Origin of the sequence: Curtobacterium sp. MCBD17_030 (assembly GCF_003224255.1) — a bacterium.
Taxonomy (GTDB): Bacteria; Actinomycetota; Actinomycetes; order Actinomycetales; family Microbacteriaceae; genus Curtobacterium.
Genome location: NZ_QKLI01000022.1, coordinates 1 through 16732, shown reverse-complemented (window position 1 = coordinate 16732; position 16732 = coordinate 1). Strand labels below are relative to the sequence as shown.

The following is a 16732-nucleotide window of genomic DNA, read 5'->3' as shown; positions in this document are numbered from 1 at the left end:
CCGGCCGAGACAGGACCACCACCCGTGACCACGTCGCCACTGCCCACCATCCGCCCGTTCCCCGGTTCCGACCCGGTCGCGTCCCCGGACGCGACCGTCACCGGCGACCACTGGCGGGTCACCGTCCTCCGCGACGGGCTGTTCCGGGTCGAGTGGAGCGAGGACGGCGGGTTCGAGGACCGCGCCTCGACCTTCGCGATCCGGCGACGGCTGGACGTCCCCGAGTACACCGTCATCCGCCGCGGCGAGGGGGTCGAGGTGACGACCGACCGCGCCACCCTGCGCTACGACGGTCGGCCCTTCTCCTCGGCCGGCCTGGTCGTCGAGACCTCCGGCCCCGACGCCAACCGGTGGCGGTACGGACAGGAGGCCCGTGACCTGGGTGGCACCGGACGCACCCTCGACGACGTGGACGGGCGGATGCCGCTCGAGTCCGGCATCCTGGCGCGCGACGGCATCGTCATGCTCGACGACAGCGAGTCGTTCCTGTTCGAGGACGACGGCTGGGTCGGCAGCCGGATCCCCGGCCGCCGGGACGTCAGCGTGTTCGCGTACGGGCGCGACTACGGCGAGGCACTGCGTGCCTTCCACGCCGTCTCCGGTGCGCCGACGCTGATGCCACGCTGGGCGCTCGGCAACTGGTGGAGCCGGTACCACCCGTACTCGGACAGCTCCTACCTGGCGCTGCTCGACCGGTTCGACGAGGAACGCCTGCCGTTCTCCGTCGCGGTGATCGACATGGACTGGCACCGGGTCGACTCCGTGCCGGCGCGCTTCGGCAACGGCTGGACCGGGTACTCGTGGGAGCCGTCGCTGTTCCCCGATCCGCAGGGCTTCCTCGCCGAACTCCACCGGCGTGGGATGCGCACCACGCTGAACCTGCACCCCGCCGACGGGGTCCGGGCCTTCGAGGACGCCTACCCCGCGATGGCCGAGGCGCTCGGCGTCGACCCCGACACCGAGCAGACGATCGGCTTCGACCCCACCGACCCGGACTTCCTCCGGGCGTACTTCGAGGTCCTGCACCGTCCGCTCGAGGAACAGGGCGTCGACTTCTGGTGGATCGACTGGCAGCAGGGCCGGACGTCCTCCGTCCCGGGGGTGGACCCGCTCTGGGTGCTCAACCACTTCCACCTGTTGGACTCGGCCCGCGATGGTGGTGCCGGCATGACGTTCTCCCGCTACGCCGGCCCCGGCAGCCACCGGTACGCCGTCGGCTTCTCCGGGGACGCCGTCGTCTCGTGGGCGTCGCTGGCGTTCCAGCCGGAGTTCACCGCGACCGCCGCGAACATCGGGTACCCCTGGTGGAGCCACGACATCGGCGGCCACACCCGCGGTGTCCGGGACGACGAACTCGCCACCCGGTGGGTGCAGTTCGGGGTGTTCTCCCCCGTCATGCGGCTGCACTCGGCGAACAACCCGTTCATCCGCAAGGAGCCCTGGGTGTTCCCCGCCGAGCCGCGGGCCGCGATGGGTGACGCGCTGCGCTTCCGGCACCGACTCGTGCCGTACCTGCACACGATGAACCACCTCGCCGCCGCCGGCACACCGCTCGTCCGACCGATGTACCACCTGGAACCGCACCGGGACGAGGCCTACCGCGTCCCGAACGAGTACGCCTTCGGCACCGAGCTCGTCGTCGCGCCGATCGTCGAACCGCGCGACCCCGTGACCCTGCGCGGTCGCGCCCGGGCCTGGCTGCCGGCGGGGACCTGGACGGACGTCTTCACGGGCACCACCTACGCCGGCGACCGGTTCGTGGACCTGCACCGGAGCCTCGAGACCATCCCCGTGCTGCTCCGTGCCGGCGGGATCCTGCCGCTCGCCGCACCGGACGAGGTCGACGCGACCGTCAACCCGGCAGCCCTCGAGGTGCTCGTCGCGCCCGGGGCCTCCGGGTCGTTCACGCTCGTGGAGGACCGCGAGGGGCCCGAGGACCCGGACGGCGGCGTCTGCCGGACGACGCTGACCTGGGACCGGAGCACGGCCTCCTTCCGGATCGACCCGGCGGACGGCGACGTCGACAGCGTGCCCGTCCGGCGACGGTGGCGGATCACGTTCCTCGGCTCGCCCGCGGACGGGCAAGAGGTGCAGGTCGTCGCGGCCGACCGCTTCTCCGTGGACCTGGACGTCGTGACGGACGAGGGTGCGACGCTCACCCTCGCCGGCGCGCCGACCGTCGGAGTCGACGCCCGGGACGCCGCCCGGCAGCTGCTGGAGAGCGCCCAGGCGGGGAACGCCGAGAAGCTCACCGCGTGGGAGGTCGTGGACCGGGACGTCCCGCGATCCGACCGACTCGTGGAGCTGGAGACCGTCGGGCTGCCCGACTCGCTCCGGAGCGCGCTCGTGGAGCTGCTCGGGAGCGTGCACCCGGAGGGACGCTGACGGTCCGACCGCAACGCGCGACCTCGGCGGCATCTCGCAGCGGTACTCCGTTGCGGGACGCCGCCGACGTTGCGTTCCGCGGTGGGTTCAGCCGCACCGCCTAGCCTGGGCCGATGACGGACGAGCAGGCGGGCACCCCGGTCCTCGCGTTCTTCGACGTGGACAACACCCTGATCCACGGCGCGAGCGCGTTCCACCTGGTGCGCGGGCTCCGTGCCGCCGGACTCATCACGATGCGGGACATCGTCAGCGCCGGGTGGAAGCACGCGCGCTTCAAGGTCCGCGGCGAGAACGACCGGCACCTGGCCTCCGCCCAGACCCGCGGGCTCGAGGTGATCACGGGCATCACCGTCGCCGACATGGCAAAGCTGTCCGACGACGTCTACGTCCGCCACACCGCTGCGACGGTGTGGCCGGAGACCGCCGCACTCGCGCAGGAGCACCTGGCGAAGGGCCACGAGGTGTGGCTCGTGACCGCGACACCGACGTTCCTGGCAGAGGTGATCGCCCGCAGCCTCGGGCTCACCGGTGCGCTCGGCAGCGTCTTCGAGACCAGTGACGGCGCCTACACCGGCCGCCTCGAGGGTGCGTTCCTGCACGGCGAGCACAAGGCCGTCGCTGCCCGTCGGCTGCTCACCGACACCGGGGCCGACCCCGCCGCGTGCTGGGCGTACTCCGACTCCCGCCACGACATCCCGCTGCTGTCGCTCGTCGGGCACCCGGTCGTGGTGAACCCGGACCAGGGGCTCGCCGCGCATGCTCGTGCCTCCGGCTGGCCGTCCATGCGACTGCAGCGGGCGAGCATCCGGGAGGCCCGTCGCCGGGTCCGACGGGACGCCGCGACCGCAGGCGGTACGCCCGGCACCTGAGCCCGTCGAGCGGGTCCGATCGCCGACCGGTAGCGGTCAGTCGACCGACCCGTCGGGGTACGGTGCGCTCTCCCCCACCAGGATCCGGTGCCCGACGGTCACGGCGCGCCCCTCCCCGGGACGCCCGGCGATCCGCTCCTGCAGGCGGTCCAGGGCGGCCTCGGCGAGCGCCACGGTGTCCGGCGCGACCGACGTCAGGCTCGGGACCAGACTGGCGGCGAGGCCGATCGCGTCCCACCCGACGACGGCGATGTCCCGCGGTGCTTCGAGTCCGCGCAGGCGCATCGCCCGGAGCGCACCGACGGCAGCGAGGTCGTCACGGCACAGCAGCCCGTCGATGGACAGGCCGGCGTCGAGCGCCTGCCCGAACGCGTGCTCGGCCCCGCGGGCGTCGCCGACCTCGCGCGCGACGCAGAGCGACGCGTCGAACGGCAGGCCGGCCGCGGTCAGGCCGTCGCGGTACCCCTCCAGGCGGAAGGCGGAGGTGCGGGACTGCTCGCCGACCTCGTGTCCGAGGAACCCGATGCGCCGACGTCCGAGGGCGGCGAGGTGGGCGACGGCCTCGGACGCCGCGAGCACGTTGTCGATCGCCACGAGGTCGCTTCCCGGTGGCCGGACGTCCTCGCCGAGGAACACGACGGCGGTGTCCCCGCGGGCGCTGTCGATCTCGGTCGGCGTGAGGACCTGGGGGTGGATGACGACCCCGTCGACGACGCCGGCTTCGCGTCCGCGGACGGCGGAGAGCTCGCCGCCGGGTGCACCCGCCGTCTCCTCGAGCAGGAGCTGGTAGCCGCGGTCGGCGCAGACGCGCGAGAAGACGTGCGCGAGTTCGGCGAAGTACGGTCGCCGGAGGTCGGGGAACGCGAAGGCGAGCATGTTCGTGCGACCGGTCGCCAGGCTGCGGCCGGAGACGTTCGGCCGGTAGCCGAGGGCGTCGATCGACTGCTGCACCCGGGTCCGCATGGCGTCGCTGACGTGCCGGTAGCCGCGCACCACGTTGGACACGGTCTTCATCGAGACGCCGGCGTGCTCCGCGACGTCCTGCAACGTGACCTGGCCCACGCGCTCACCGTACCGCGGCCGTGCGACGTGCACCCGCCGCGACCCGGGTCGTTGACGGCTGGTTTACAGCGCTGTAAATTGCTCGACCATGAGCACCGTCGCTTCTCCGGCCCCCGTCGTCGTCCCCGACGTCCCCCTCGCGAGCCGACAGGACGGTCGCTACCCCCGGCCACAGATGCTGCGGCACCACTGGACCGACCTCAGCGGCACCTGGTCCTTCCGACACGACGACGCGGACACCGGAGCGGACTCGGGATGGACCACGGGCCTCCCGGACCCGCTCGAGATCACGGTGCCGTTCCCGCCCGAGTCGACGGCCTCCGGCATCGGCGACCCGGGGTTCCACCCCGTCGTCTGGTACGCCCGGACCATCCGCCGGGCAGAACTCGACGCCGCGGGTCACGGGCCCGAGCGGCCGCGCCTACTGCTGCACTTCGGCGCCGTCGACCACCGGGCGCAGGTCTGGATCGACGGCCGGTTCGTCGGCGAGCACGAGGGCGGCCACACCCCGTTCTCGTTCGACGTCACCGCGCTGCTGGCCGAGGCCGGCGAGGACGCCGGTCCGACCGAGCACCTCCTCGTCGTCCGCGCCGAGGACGACCCCCTCGACGTGACGCAGCCGCGCGGCAAGCAGGACTGGCACGAGGACGCGCACGCCATCTGGTACCGACGCACGACCGGCATCTGGCAGCCGGTCTGGCTGGAGGCCGTGCCCACCACCGCGATCAGCACCCTCCGGTGGACCCCGGCCGGACCCACGGCCGTTGACCTGACCGTCCGGTTCCGTGGGCGCGTCCCCGCCGGCGCCCGCCTCCGCGTCGCCCTGCGGTTCGACGAGCGCGACGAGGACCTCGGCACCACCGACTTCGACGCCACCGCCAGCCGCCCCACCCTCGACGTCACCGTGCCCGTCGCCCGGCAGCGGAACGGCCAGGCCGAGGACGAGCTCACCTGGTCCCCGGAGCACCCGCGCCTCGTCGACGCCGTGCTCACCCTGGTCAACGACGCCGGTCAGGTGCTCGACAGGGTCTCGAGCTACCTCGGGATGCGCAGCGTCGGTGTCGGCGGCGGGCGGTTCCTGCTGAACCGCCAGCCGTACCCGGTGCGGAGCGTCCTCGACCAGGCGTTCTGGCCGGAGTCACACCTGGCCGCCCCGCACCCGCTCGCACACCGGCAGGAGGTCGAGCTCATCAAGGCCCTGGGCTTCAACGCGGCCCGGATGCACCAGAAGATCGAGGACCCCCGGTTCCTGCACTGGGCCGACCGGCTGGGCATCCTGGTCTGGGGTGAGGCACCGGCCGCGTACGAGTTCTCCCCCACCGCCGTCCGGCTGCTGACCGCCGAGTGGACGGCCGCCGTCGAACGGGACGCCTCGCACCCGTCGATCGTCACCTGGGTGCCGTTCAACGAGTCGTGGGGCATCCAGCACGTCGTCTCCGACCCGGCGCAGCAGGCGTACGCCCGGGCACTCGTCGACCTGACCCGGGCCCTCGACCCGTCGCGACCGGTGATCGGCAACGACGGGTGGGAGCAGCAGGACACCGACGTCGTGACGATCCACGACTACGAGGGCGACGGCGACGTCCTGGCCCGCACCTACGCCGACGACGCGGCCCGGACGCGTGCACTGGACGGGCTCGCGCCGTCCGGCCACCCGCAGTTCGTCGGCGGCGCGCTCGACCGCGGACAGCCGGTGATGCTCACCGAGTTCGGCGGGGTCCGGCACCAGTCCGGTGGTCGACGCGAGGAGGGCTGGGGCTACACGACCGCCGTCGACGGGGACGACTGGGTCGGCCGCATCACCGCGCTGCACGACGCCGTCCGGGCCAGCACCTTCCTGGCGGGGTCCTGCTGGACGCAGCTGACCGACACCATGCAGGAGACGAACGGGCTGCTCAACGCGGACCGGTCACCGAAGGTCCCGATCGAGCAGATCCGCCGGGCGGTCACCGGGGAGTGACGGGAGGGCCGCCACGTCACGGCACATCCGCATGTGTCGACTCCCAGGAGCACGAGCGACGATCTCCTGTGCCGTGCACGGCCACGAGGGACCCTCCCTCCGTCGCAGCAGGTCGCGGACCACCCCTGCGCAACGGATCGGACACCCATGGCTCTCTCGAACCTCCCGTACGACGACCGAGCGATCGTGGACGGCATCAAGGGCGTCGCCGTCCACGCCGAGCAGATCAGTCAGGTCGCGGTGAACTTCATCGCGGACGACCTCAGTGACGGCACGACCGCGACGGTCACCGCCACGATGACCTGGGTCATCAGCTCAGCAGACGCCGTCCGACTGCTGGACGCAGCACGGCCGACGGGTCCGCTCCCCCAGACACACGACACGCGCACTCCGGATGGTTTCGCCGTCGGTGATCCCGAGCACGACATGGGTCCGCTGTGGTCGGACGCCGACTAGCGAGCCGGGCCGCACCACCGACCGGACCGAGCACCACCACCTGAGAGAAGAGCCCCATGGGTTACTTGACCTACGACGGTCAGACTGCCGAGATCCAGATGGACGACCGGACCCTCGCGCACCTCCAGATCGTCATCATCAGCAAGTTGCGACGCCAGGAGAGTTTCGCGTTCTCCTGGAAGGAGCCCGTCGCGAAAGGAGACGGTCGCAGCACCATCTGGATCTTCCCGACCGTCAGCCTGCGGTTCAAGTTCGAGGGCAGCAGGCCTCCGGCGGTGAACGAGGCGTGGATCGACGTCCTGAAACGGTCGATCAACAGCAACGGTGGGCTCCAGATCGTACCCGAACCGATCGGTTCAGCCGCTGCTCCCGGAAGTGCCACGGCGACCCGACCGTGACCGCGACGGTCACCTCCGGAGTGTGGTCCGCGGGTACTCCCCGTGGGCGATCCGGTAGGCGGCGGAGAACCGACCGAGGTGCGCGAAGCCCCACCGACGTGCAACGTCCTGCACCGTCGTCGTCGAGGACTCCAGTTGCAGCAGCTCCCGCCGGACCTGGTCGAGCCGCACGTGCTGCAGGTACCGCATCGGTGTCTGGCCGAGGCCGCGTTGGAACGCCTCCTGGATCGCACGCACGCTGAGACCCGCGGCGTCCGCGATGTCGGCGACGGTCATCGGGTCGGCGACGTGCTCGTGGATGTACTCGACGGCTGCGCGGAGGCGGGCTCGCCGGGGCAGGAGCACCTCGGGAGGCAGAGCGAGCACCGTCGGCGGGTACATCCGGAGGAACGCTGCCGCGGTGCCGCGGGTGAGGGTGTGCCAGAGCAGCGTGTCGACGCCGCCGACCTTCAGCTCACGGGAGAGCAGCGCGAGACTGTTGCGCCACCGGGCCACGGCACCCGGGTCGAGCGTGCGGAGATGATCGAGGCCCAGATCGGCGACCTGCCCGGTGTGGAACAGTTCATCGGCGACGGCGTGCACCAGCCGCTTCGACATGTGCGCGACGCGCTGGTCGTACTCCTCGTACTCGAAGACGAACTCCCGTGCAGTCGGGAACAGCATCGGCACGTCCCCGGACATCGGTACCCGGTCCTGGAGCACGTCCGGGACGCCGCGCCCGGCGGTCAGCCACTGGACGATGTACTCGTCGGAAGCCGGGATGGTGCCGCGGATGCGCCCGCTGATCTGAGAGCGACGAAGGGTCACATCGGCGTCACCGATGGCGGAGTACCGGTAGCTGAAGGGCCGTTCCGTCGCCCGCGCAGCCCATCCCCGACCGGAGTACAGGCCACTGAGGTCGAGGACCGCCGCGTCGGGCGCGTCCCCGGCGGCCTCGATGCGGACGGCAACGGGCGTCTCGGTCCTGGTCGAGGAGCGAGTGGAACGATCATCGATGGAGGTCATCCCGGGTCCTCTCGGTCACGTGCCGCTCGGACGCCGAACGCACATCATGGACGATAGGCGAGCAGATGCCCCTCGAACAGGGCTTGACGGTGGCGGCTCGTACGGGTAAGCGAGACCGTCGACCGCGCCGATGGTCAGATGATGCGCTTCATCGAGAAGTCGTACTCGGGAGCGAGCCCTCGGCTGACCCACTCCACGTCGGCCCGGGCGAGCGCGCCCTCGCCCCAGCGGAGGCGTGCAGACGCATCAGCGTACGAGTGCATCCCCCGGTGCCCTTCGGGACGCTGACACCGCCGCGTCGCCGCGCGTGATGAACACTGTTGCCTGACGATGAAGACGTGGCCGTTGCCCCACACATCTCCATCATCGTCACGCCCGATCACCGTCGGAAGCGGTCCGCGCAACCCGGATCAGCCAGCGGAGCACCGGCTGGTGGGACGCCGCGACGGTCGCTACTGTCGTCTCGTGCACCCGATCCACCTGCACCACGACGAACCCGACACGCTGAGCCCTGCCACGGCGGCAGCGTTCGATGCGGACGTCCCCGGCGTGGCCGTCGCGCCGAGCGGCGAGTTCCTGCCCGGTGCCGCGCTGCCGTCGACCGTGGTGCACGAGACGGAACGCGAACGCGACGAGCGCAGCCCGGTCTCGTAGCGCGCGCACCACGTGCGGGACCCAGCGGAGGGGCGGTCCGCCTGGTTCCACTGACGACCGGGAGCCCCCTCCTCCGCAGGTCAGCCCAGTCCGCTGACCGACAGCACCGCGACCCGCTCGCGCCCACGCGCTCCGGCACTGGCGAACGGTGCGCCGCGGACCAACTGGGTCTGGACGACGTCGACGGTGTTGCACATCAGGTCGCGGAACGGCGGTATCCACTGCTGCTCGCGGTGGTTCCTGGACGTCGCCGGCGCGAGACCGGGATGTGTCTCGTGCCGGGTCATGACGCCTCCCCGGTCTGCGGTGCTCGGTGCGCGCCCATGACGCCTCCCTGGTCTCCGCACCACACCCTGTCGCGGTGCTGCTCGTGACCGAACGGTACGTCGGGATCCGCACGGCGAGCACGCCGGTCCGGCCATCCGCGGATCGCGCACACAGTGGCCGCGCACGGCGGATGGCACCGGCACTGGCACTGGCACGGATCGGACGAGACCCGCTCAGCTGGCCGTCGTCGATCCGTTCCCGGTCGCTTCGTAGTGCCGAGCGCCACCGGTGACCCCCGCGAAGCGGAACGGCGCCGCCGTCACCCGGGGACGCTCGACGTCCTCGCTCGTCGCGGCACCGGCAGCGTGCAACTCGCGGTAGGCCTCGACCGACAGCGGCACCCGGGCCGCCAACAACTCGGTGACCCGTCGGTCCCGGCGGTGGTCGCGGTAGCCGTCGCGCACGACGCCCGTCATGAGCTCGCCGACGCTGCCGGAACCGTAGCTGAACATGCCGATGCGGGCACCGGCCAGGTCGTCGTCCAGGTCGAGCAGGGCACCGAGGGCGATCCAGAGCGACGCCGTGTACGTGTTGCCGGTCTGGCGGTTGTAGGTGAAACCGACGGCGAGCTCGGTCTCCTCGAACGGGACGTCGACGTGCTGTGCGAGCTTCCGGTGCGCCTTGATCGCCATCTTCGTGAACGGCTGGTGGTGGACGAAGCGGTCGATCGCCTCGATGCCGGGGCCACCTCGCGAGGCCAGGTCGTCCCAGGCCCCGATGAAGGCGTCGACGTACGCGGTGACTGACAGTCGGCCGTCGACCAGCGCGGTGGAGCGGTCGTTCGGCCGCCAGAAGTCGTCGACGTCCGCCGTGAACAGGCCGGACTGCGGCTCGAGTTCGATCAGGTCCGGGTCGGCGGCGATGAGCATGGCGACCGCACCGGCACCCTGCGTCGGCTCGGCGGCGGTCTCCACGTCGTAGCGGGCGACGTCGGCGGCGATGACGAGCACGCGCTCGCGCGGGTCGCGTGCGATGATGCCGAGGGCCATCTGCACCGCGGCGGTCCCGCCGTAGCAGGCCTGCTTCAGCTCGACGACGCGGACGTTGCGCGGCAGACCGAGCAGTCCGTGCACGTACACACCGGCGGCCTTCGACTGGTCGACGCCGGACTCGGTGGCGAACAGCACGGTCCGGATGCCGTCGACCCCGTGGCGGTCCAGCACCTCCTTCGCGGCGGCGGCACCCATCGTGACGATGTCCTCGTCCGGGGCGGGCACGCTGAACGCGTCCTGCCCGATGCCGACGTGGTACTTCGCCGGATCGACACCGTTCACGGCGGCGAGGTCGTCGAGGTCGAGCACGTGGTGCCCCGTCGCGATGGCGAGGTCGTGGATGCCCAGTGCGAGTGGGTGCCGGGCGGTCATGCCGAGGCTCCTTCGGGTCGGTGTCCGCGGCGTTCCATGGCGACGTGGGCCGCCATCAGCTCGCCCGGGTTCGTCTGGGCGGCGAGCAGCGAGAGTTCCCCGCACAGCACGGTGGCGGCGCAGAGTGCGGCCAGACGGCGGGCGTTGGCACCGGGCTCGCGGTCCTCCCGGCAGCCGAGGCGCACCAGGGCGTCCTCCACCACCGGCAGGTCATTGCCCTTGCCGTTGCCGACGGTGCCGACGATCAGGTGCGGCAGCGAGCACGAGAAGTACAGGTCGTCGCCGCGGGCCTGGGCGAGCGTGATGCCCTGGGAGCCCTCGACGATGTTCGCGGCGTCCTGTCCGGTGGCCAGGTAGAAGCCGAGCAGCATGTTGGCGTAGTGCGCGTTCGCCGAGCGCAGCGCCCCGGCGATGGTGGAGCCGACCAGGTTCTTCGCGGTGTTCAGCTCGACGATCCGCTCCGTGGACGAGCGCAGGCGCTTCTCCACGATCTCGCCCGGGATCACGATCTCGGCGATGGTGTTCCGGCCACGACCGCGGATGCCGTTCACCGCGGTCGCCTTCTTGTCGGAGCAGAAGTTGCCGGAGATCGACACGTACCGCAGCTCCGGCTCCCACGCCAGGATCGCGGGCAGCAGCGTGTCCGCGGCCTGCGTCACCATGTTGTGCCCGGACGCGTCGCCGGTGGTGAACGCGAAGCGCAGGAACAGCAGGTCCCCGACGATCTCCGGGTGCACCTCGATGAGCTTCGCGAACCGGCTCTGCCCGACGACGATGGCCTCGAGTTCGGCCTGGCGCGCCAGGATCCGGCCGGCGGAGATGTGCGCGGCGGCGGCGCTGGCGGCACGGACGACGACCGACCGGGTCATCCGCTCGTCGACGACCGTCGAGACGATGCCGCCCTCGATCATGCGGGAGATCCGGGCGCCACGGCCGACGGACGGCCAGAGCGGCGATTCGTACGTGGCGAGGGGCACCTCGTGCTCACCCTCGACGGCGTTGCCGCTGACGCGGATCGGTCCGACCCACTTCGTGGGGATCGGGGTCTGCAGGTCGGTCATCGCGTGGTCCCTTCCTCGGGTTGCACCGCGACGCTGAGGTGCCTGATGTCGTGCGCCTCCCAGGCGCGGAAGATGTCGGCCGTGTCACTGTCCGCGGGGACGAGTGCGATGCCGCAGTCGCCGCCGCCGGCGCCGGAGGGCTTCGCCGCACCACCGGCGGCCTCGACGACGTCGCAGAGGGTCGCCAGCCGCGGGGTCTCGATCTGCGACCCGACGGACGTCCCGAGGTCCTGCAGCAGCCCGCGCGCGCGTCGGAGCGCACCGAGCGCGCGATCCGCGTCGCCGGTCCGGAGGCCCGTGGTCAGGTCGTCCACGCAGGCCCGGCTGGCATCGAGGAACGCCGCGTAGTCGCCGTCACGGTGTCGGCGGACGACGCCGACGAGCTTGGTGGTGGACGCCGGAGAACCGGTCCAGCCGACCAGGAGGCGCAGGTCGGTCGGGGCGGGCAGGTGCTCGACGTCGAAGCCGGCCCAGGCCTCGTCGTCGTCGAGGATCGACGAGACCGAGCGCTCGTCGAGCAGGCCGGCCAGGACCTCACGGTCGGGCGCGCTGTAGCGGAGCCAGCCGCCGAACGTGCTCGCGGCCAGGTCACCGCCGGACGCACGCGGTGCGACACGGATCGTCGCGAGCAGCGCCACCATGAAGCGTCGGCGCTGCGAGAGTCCGAGGCCGTAGAAGCGGTCGAGGGCTCCGACGGTCGCCACGGTCACCGCGGCGGAGGACCCCAGACCGAACTTCCGACCGCTGGCGTCGTCGAGCTGGCTCTCGATGCGCAGGTCGTGGAACCGCGGCGCGATCCCGAGCTCCGCGCGGAGCTTCTCGACCAGGTCGATCGTCGCCATCACGTAGTCGTAGGGGTGGTGCTCGCGGTCGAGCGCCAGGCCGTCCTCGGCCCGGGTCCAGGTCAGCGGGAGGTTGCCGTACTCCTCGGAGTGCACGCTGCCGGCACCGTGGCCCTCGCTCACGCGTGCGGTGATCGCTCGGTCGAGGGCGATGAGCACCGACGGCTGTCCGGGCTCGACGACGGCGTACTCGCCCGCCACGAACAGCTTGCCGTGGGCTCGGAACTCGATCACGCGGTGCTCTCCTCTGCCTCGGGGTTCTCCCCCGTGCCTTCGGAGCGGACCAGCCCTGCGGCTGGTCCGGTGCCGGACTCGATGACCGCTCCGAACCCGTGCAGGGACGCGGCCACGCGGGCACGGTCCTCCGGACGGCAGAGCACGACGACGTTCGGGCCGGCGTCGGCGGTGGCGTAGGCCTCGAGGCCGTCGGCCCGCAGCGCGGCGACGGCGTCGAAGACCGCGACGCTGCGGCTGTTCAGGTAGCGGATCGGGGGGAACGCGCCCTCGATCGTGGCGTGCATGCGCAGCGCGTTGCTCTCGGTGAGCTCGCCGATCCGGGTGAAGTCACCGGCCGCGCACGCAGCGAGCATGTCCTGCACGGTCTCGGTCGTCGAGGTCACCCAGGCCGGGTAGAACGGCGACGTCGCGATCGTCCGGCGCATGGCCTCGCGCGAGCCGATCTCCTTCGGGCCGTCGTCGATCGTGACGACCACCATGGCCATCGGCGGCGCGGGGACGGTCTCGGCGAACGAGGCCTGGTCGTCGCCGGCGTGCCACACCGACACCCCGCCGGGGACCGACCGGGTGGCCGAACCGGAGCCGCGTCGGGCGAGCCGTGAGAGGTCGCGCGGTGACAGGTCGAGGCCGTACGCGTCAGCGGCGGCGACCGCGAGGGCGGCGAAGCCCGAGGCGCTCGAGGCCAGTCCGGCGCCGGTGGGCACGGTGTTCTCCGAGACGACGACGGCGCGGGCGTCGGATCCGGCCAGGTCGCGCACCAGGTCCAGGAAGCGCTCGACCCGCACCAGTGCGCCGTCGTCGACGACGCGGCCGTTCAGCGTGAAGGCGTCGTGCTCCCGCTGGTCGGCCAGGGTCACCGAGGTCGTGGTGGGGAAGACGTCGAGGCCCATCGAGACGCTGCCGGTGGCCGGCAGCGCGAGGTCGGCGTCCGCCTTGCCCCAGTACTTCACGAGCGCGATGTTGGGGTGCGCGACGGCGGTGGAGGTCATCAGGCACGGGCTCCGATCGAGGTGGTCCAGGTGGCGGTCGCGCCGGCGCTGCGCAGTGCGGTCGCGATGCGGACGGCGTGCTCGTCGTCGGCGGCGAGCGTCAGGACGCATCCGCCGCGGCCACCGCCGGTGAGCTTCGCGCCCAGGGCGTCCGCCTTCCGTGCGGCGCCGACGAGCCGGTCGAGGTCCGCACTCGACACGTCGAGGGTGGTGAGCAGTTCGTGCGCGGCGTCCATGGTGGCACCCAGGGCCTGGGCGTCGCCGTCGCCGAGTGTCCCCCGCGCGGTCGTGGCGAGCGAGCCGATCCGGTCCAGGACGGCGTCGACCGCGGCGGGGGCGCGGTCGTGGCGGCCGCGGACGGCGGCGACGGCTTCGCGGGTGTGGCCCGGCACGCCGGTGTCGGCGACGACGAAGACGAACCGGCCGGTGACCTGCACGGGCTCGATGACGCCGTCCGCGAACCAGACCGGCTCCGTGGCCACGACCCCGCGCGCGTCGAGTCCCGACGGGCGGCCGTGGGCGACGCGCTCGCACTCCTGGATGAGCTCGTGGTGGGTGTCCGTGTCGAGCGCGACGCCGAACACGTCCGCGACGGCAGCGGTCACGGCGGCGGCGACGGCCGCGCTCGAGCCCATCCCTCGCGCGGTGGGGACCTGGCTGTCGACGAGCACGTGGAGCGGGGTGCCCTCGGCGTCGGCGTGGCTGTGCCGGGCCAGGTGTCGGAGCGTCGCGGTGACCGCGGTGACGGTCGGGAGCACGGCGGCGGGCGCGAGTCCGAGCGGCCCGGTGTGTACCGTCGACTCGAGCGTGTGCTCATCAGCGGCCGGCAGCGGGCTCGCGGTGGCGGTCACCCGGACGTCGGTCACCGGCAGGACGAGGGCGGGTGCGCCGTAGACCACGGCGTGTTCGCCGATCAGGATCGTCTTGCCGTGGGACACCGAGGAGCCGACTCGCGGGATCGCTGGGGTCGTCGTCGGTGCGGAGGCTGGGTCGTTGCTGGTCATCGTCGGTCCGGCCAGCCTAACCGGCCCCGGCGACGCCCGCCCTGCCTGGACATCCACCCCACTCGGTTGTGCGCAACCCGATGGCGTGCAACAGTGGTGGACATGCCGGTGACCGACGAGATGGTGTGCTTCTCCCTCTACGCAGCGACCCGGGCGACGACCCAGGCGTACCGCACGCTGCTCGAGCCGTGGGGCCTCACCTACCCGCAGTACCTGGTCCTCGTGACCCTGTGGGTCGAGGGTGACCAGACGGTCTCGAGCCTGGGCGACCACCTGCAGCTCGACTCCGGCACGCTCTCCCCGCTCCTCAAGCGGATGGAGCAGGCCGACCTGGTCCATCGTGAACGCCGCAGCACCGACGAGCGAGTCGTGGCCGTCACGCCCGGGGAGCGCGGGCTCGCCCTGCGCACCGAACTCGCCCACGTGCCGGCGCGCATCGCCGCCGGCACCGGCCTCGCCGACGAGCAGTCGGCCACCGAACTCATCGCGACCCTGCACCGCCTCACCGAGACGATGCACCGAGCGGCGGCAGCGCCCGCCCCGGTCGCGGACTGACCAGACAGACCCACGAAGGAAGGAACCCCACATGGACGTCCTCTACACCGCAGAAGCCCTCTCCACCGGAGAAGGCCGCAACGGCAAGGTCCAGATCAGCAACAGCACGCTCGAGCTGGACATGGCCATCCCCGAGGAGATGGGCGGCTCCGGCGCCGGCGTCAACCCCGAGCAGCTCTTCGCCGCCGGGTACGCCGCGTGCTTCCACTCCGCGCTGCAGGGCGTGGCCCGTGCGCAGAAGGTCAAGGTCACGGACTCCTCCGTCGGCGGTCGCGTCCAGATCGGCCCGAACGGCCAGGGCGGCTTCCAGCTCGCCGTCATGCTCGAGGTCGTCATCCCGGGCATGGACCACGACCAGGCCCAGGCCCTTGCGGACGCCGCACACCAGGTGTGCCCGTACTCGAACGCGACGCGCGGCAACATCGACGTCACGATCACCGTCTCGGAGGACTGAACCGATGGCAGACCAGAACACGATGCGCGCCGTCGTCCACCCGGAGTTCGGCGAGCCCGCCGACGTCCTGACCGTCGAGCAGCGTCCCGTCCCCACCCCGGGCGTCGGCCAGGTCCTGGTCCGGACCGTGCTCTCCCCGATCCACAACCACGACCTGTGGACGATCCGCGGCACCTACGGCTTCAAGCCCGACCTGCCCGCCCAGTCCGGCACCGAGGCGCTCGGCGTCGTCGAGTCCCTGGGCGAGGGCGTCACGAACCTGACCGTCGGCCAGCGGGTCGCCGGTGGCACGTTCGGTGTCTGGGCGGAGTACTACGTCGCCGACGCGGCCGGGCTCATCCCGGTGCCGGACGCGATGCCCGACGAGTCCGCCGCCCAGCTCGTCTCGATGCCGTTCAGCGCGATCAGCCTGCTGCACTCGCTCGACCTGCACGAGGGTGACTGGCTCATCCAGAACGCGGCGAACGGTGCCGTCGGCCGCATGGTCGCGCAGCTCGGTGCCGCGCGCGGCATCAACGTCATCGGCCTGGTGCGTCGCGCCGCCGGTGTCGACGAGCTCCGCGAGCAGGGCATCGAGCGCATCGTCGCCACCGACGCGGACGACTGGCGCGACCAGGTGACCGCCATCACCGGCGGTGCCCCGGTCCTCGCCGGCGTCGAGTCGGTCGGCGGGACGGCCGCGGGCGACATCGCCTCGGTCCTCGGCGACGAGGCCACCCTCGTCGTCTTCGGCGCGATGGCCTCCCCCACGCTCGAGATCCCGTCCGGCAAGGTCATCTTCGGCCAGCTCACCGTGAAGGGCTTCTGGGGCAGCGTCGTCAGCCGCACGATGCCGTCCGACACGAAGCAGCAGCTGTTCGGCGAACTCATCACGCGCGTGCTCGACGGGTCGCTGACGCTGCCCGTGTCCGAGACCTTCGCGTTCGAGGACGCTCGCGACGCCGCCCGCGCGAGCGACACCGCGGGCCGGGTCGGCAAGGTGCTCCTGCGCCCGTAGGACGCGACCCCACGACGGACGGGAGGCCCGGTACCAGTGAACTGGTCCCTGTTTGTTGGACTGTGAATTCAGGTTATGCCGCGAGGGCATGGGCTCGGTATTGGACCGGGCTC

The 16732-nt window shown here is 72.0% G+C and carries 18 protein-coding genes; 9 read left to right on the top strand and 9 right to left on the bottom strand.

Going from position 1 to position 16732, the window contains the following annotated elements:
- Positions 1–24 precede the first annotated feature (24 nt).
- Together DEI89_RS15055 and DEI89_RS15050 are read left to right on the top strand one after the other, a co-directional pair.
- Positions 25–2385, top strand: coding sequence for a glycoside hydrolase family 31 protein (locus DEI89_RS15055; RefSeq protein ID WP_110904875.1), 2361 nt, complete (start codon positions 25–27; stop codon positions 2383–2385).
- Positions 2386–2498: 113 nt separating this feature from the next.
- Complete coding sequence (locus tag DEI89_RS15050; RefSeq protein ID WP_110904874.1) at positions 2499–3254, top strand: HAD family phosphatase; 756 nt, start codon at positions 2499–2501, stop codon at positions 3252–3254.
- Between the two features lie 36 nt (positions 3255–3290).
- Here the strand turns inward: DEI89_RS15050 and DEI89_RS15045 are convergent, their stop codons facing one another.
- Entirely contained in the window at positions 3291–4316 is a 1026-nt protein-coding gene (locus tag DEI89_RS15045; RefSeq protein WP_110904903.1) for a LacI family DNA-binding transcriptional regulator, read from the bottom strand.
- 88 nt (positions 4317–4404) lie between these two features.
- On the opposite strand from DEI89_RS15045, the gene DEI89_RS15040 reads away from it, so the two are divergent.
- The 3 genes from DEI89_RS15040 to DEI89_RS15030 all read left to right on the top strand — a co-directional run bounded on the left by DEI89_RS15040 (position 4405) and on the right by DEI89_RS15030 (position 7130).
- On the top strand, positions 4405–6276 hold the full coding sequence (locus tag DEI89_RS15040; RefSeq protein WP_110904873.1) for a sugar-binding domain-containing protein: 1872 nt from the start codon (positions 4405–4407) through the stop codon (positions 6274–6276).
- A gap of 147 nt (positions 6277–6423) precedes the next feature.
- Positions 6424–6732 carry a hypothetical protein gene (locus DEI89_RS15035; protein ID WP_110904872.1) on the top strand — a complete coding sequence of 103 codons (309 nt, stop codon included), beginning with the start codon at positions 6424–6426 and terminating at the stop codon, positions 6730–6732.
- Between the two features lie 56 nt (positions 6733–6788).
- Positions 6789–7130, top strand: a complete 342-nt coding sequence (locus tag DEI89_RS15030) for an ATP-dependent DNA ligase (RefSeq protein ID WP_110904871.1) — start codon at positions 6789–6791, stop codon at positions 7128–7130.
- A 9-nt stretch (positions 7131–7139) separates the two neighbouring features.
- Here DEI89_RS15030 and DEI89_RS15025 read toward each other — a convergent pair whose 3' ends face one another.
- Entirely contained in the window at positions 7140–8135 is a 996-nt protein-coding gene (locus DEI89_RS15025; protein ID WP_110904870.1) for an AraC family transcriptional regulator, read from the bottom strand.
- Positions 8136–8269: 134 nt separating this feature from the next.
- Entirely contained in the window at positions 8270–8398 is a 129-nt protein-coding gene (locus DEI89_RS18180; RefSeq protein ID WP_258366314.1) for a hypothetical protein, read from the bottom strand.
- Between the two features lie 202 nt (positions 8399–8600).
- Between DEI89_RS18180 and DEI89_RS15020 the strand changes: the two genes are divergently transcribed.
- Complete coding sequence (locus DEI89_RS15020) at positions 8601–8789, top strand: hypothetical protein (RefSeq protein ID WP_146236823.1); 189 nt, start codon at positions 8601–8603, stop codon at positions 8787–8789.
- 80 nt (positions 8790–8869) lie between these two features.
- On the opposite strand, the gene DEI89_RS15015 is transcribed toward DEI89_RS15020, so the two are convergent.
- The 6 genes from DEI89_RS15015 to mvk all read right to left on the bottom strand — a co-directional run bounded on the left by DEI89_RS15015 (position 8870) and on the right by mvk (position 14613).
- Entirely contained in the window at positions 8870–9076 is a 207-nt protein-coding gene (locus tag DEI89_RS15015; protein ID WP_110904868.1) for a hypothetical protein, read from the bottom strand.
- A gap of 213 nt (positions 9077–9289) precedes the next feature.
- On the bottom strand, positions 9290–10480 hold the full coding sequence (locus tag DEI89_RS15010; protein ID WP_110904867.1) for a hydroxymethylglutaryl-CoA synthase: 1191 nt from the start codon (positions 10478–10480) through the stop codon (positions 9290–9292).
- A complete protein-coding gene (locus DEI89_RS15005; protein ID WP_110904866.1) occupies positions 10477–11541 on the bottom strand; it encodes a hydroxymethylglutaryl-CoA reductase in 1065 nt (354 codons plus the stop codon). Before DEI89_RS15005 ends, DEI89_RS15010 begins: the two co-directional genes overlap by 4 nt.
- Complete coding sequence (locus DEI89_RS15000; protein WP_110904865.1) at positions 11538–12617, bottom strand: phosphomevalonate kinase; 1080 nt, start codon at positions 12615–12617, stop codon at positions 11538–11540. Before DEI89_RS15000 ends, DEI89_RS15005 begins: the two co-directional genes overlap by 4 nt.
- Positions 12614–13609 (bottom strand): diphosphomevalonate decarboxylase, encoded by a 996-nt coding sequence (mvaD, locus tag DEI89_RS14995; RefSeq protein WP_110904864.1) that lies wholly within the window; start codon positions 13607–13609, stop codon positions 12614–12616. The genes DEI89_RS15000 and mvaD overlap by 4 nt, the downstream gene beginning before the upstream one ends.
- On the bottom strand, positions 13609–14613 hold the full coding sequence (mvk, locus tag DEI89_RS14990; protein WP_110904863.1) for a mevalonate kinase: 1005 nt from the start codon (positions 14611–14613) through the stop codon (positions 13609–13611). The genes mvaD and mvk overlap by 1 nt, the downstream gene beginning before the upstream one ends.
- Before the next feature lie 102 nt (positions 14614–14715).
- Here mvk and DEI89_RS14985 point away from each other — a divergent pair, with 102 nt between their 5' ends.
- The 3 genes from DEI89_RS14985 to DEI89_RS14975 are packed head-to-tail and all read left to right on the top strand — an operon-like array spanning position 14716 to position 16619.
- Positions 14716–15168 carry a MarR family winged helix-turn-helix transcriptional regulator gene (locus tag DEI89_RS14985; protein WP_220034548.1) on the top strand — a complete coding sequence of 151 codons (453 nt, stop codon included), beginning with the start codon at positions 14716–14718 and terminating at the stop codon, positions 15166–15168.
- Between the two features lie 31 nt (positions 15169–15199).
- Positions 15200–15622 (top strand): organic hydroperoxide resistance protein, encoded by a 423-nt coding sequence (locus tag DEI89_RS14980; RefSeq protein ID WP_110904862.1) that lies wholly within the window; start codon positions 15200–15202, stop codon positions 15620–15622.
- 22 nt (positions 15623–15644) lie between these two features.
- The gene (locus DEI89_RS14975) at positions 15645–16619 is read left to right on the top strand and encodes a zinc-binding dehydrogenase (RefSeq protein ID WP_110904901.1); all 975 of its coding nucleotides are present in this window, start codon (positions 15645–15647) and stop codon (positions 16617–16619) included.
- Positions 16620–16732 lie beyond the last annotated feature (113 nt).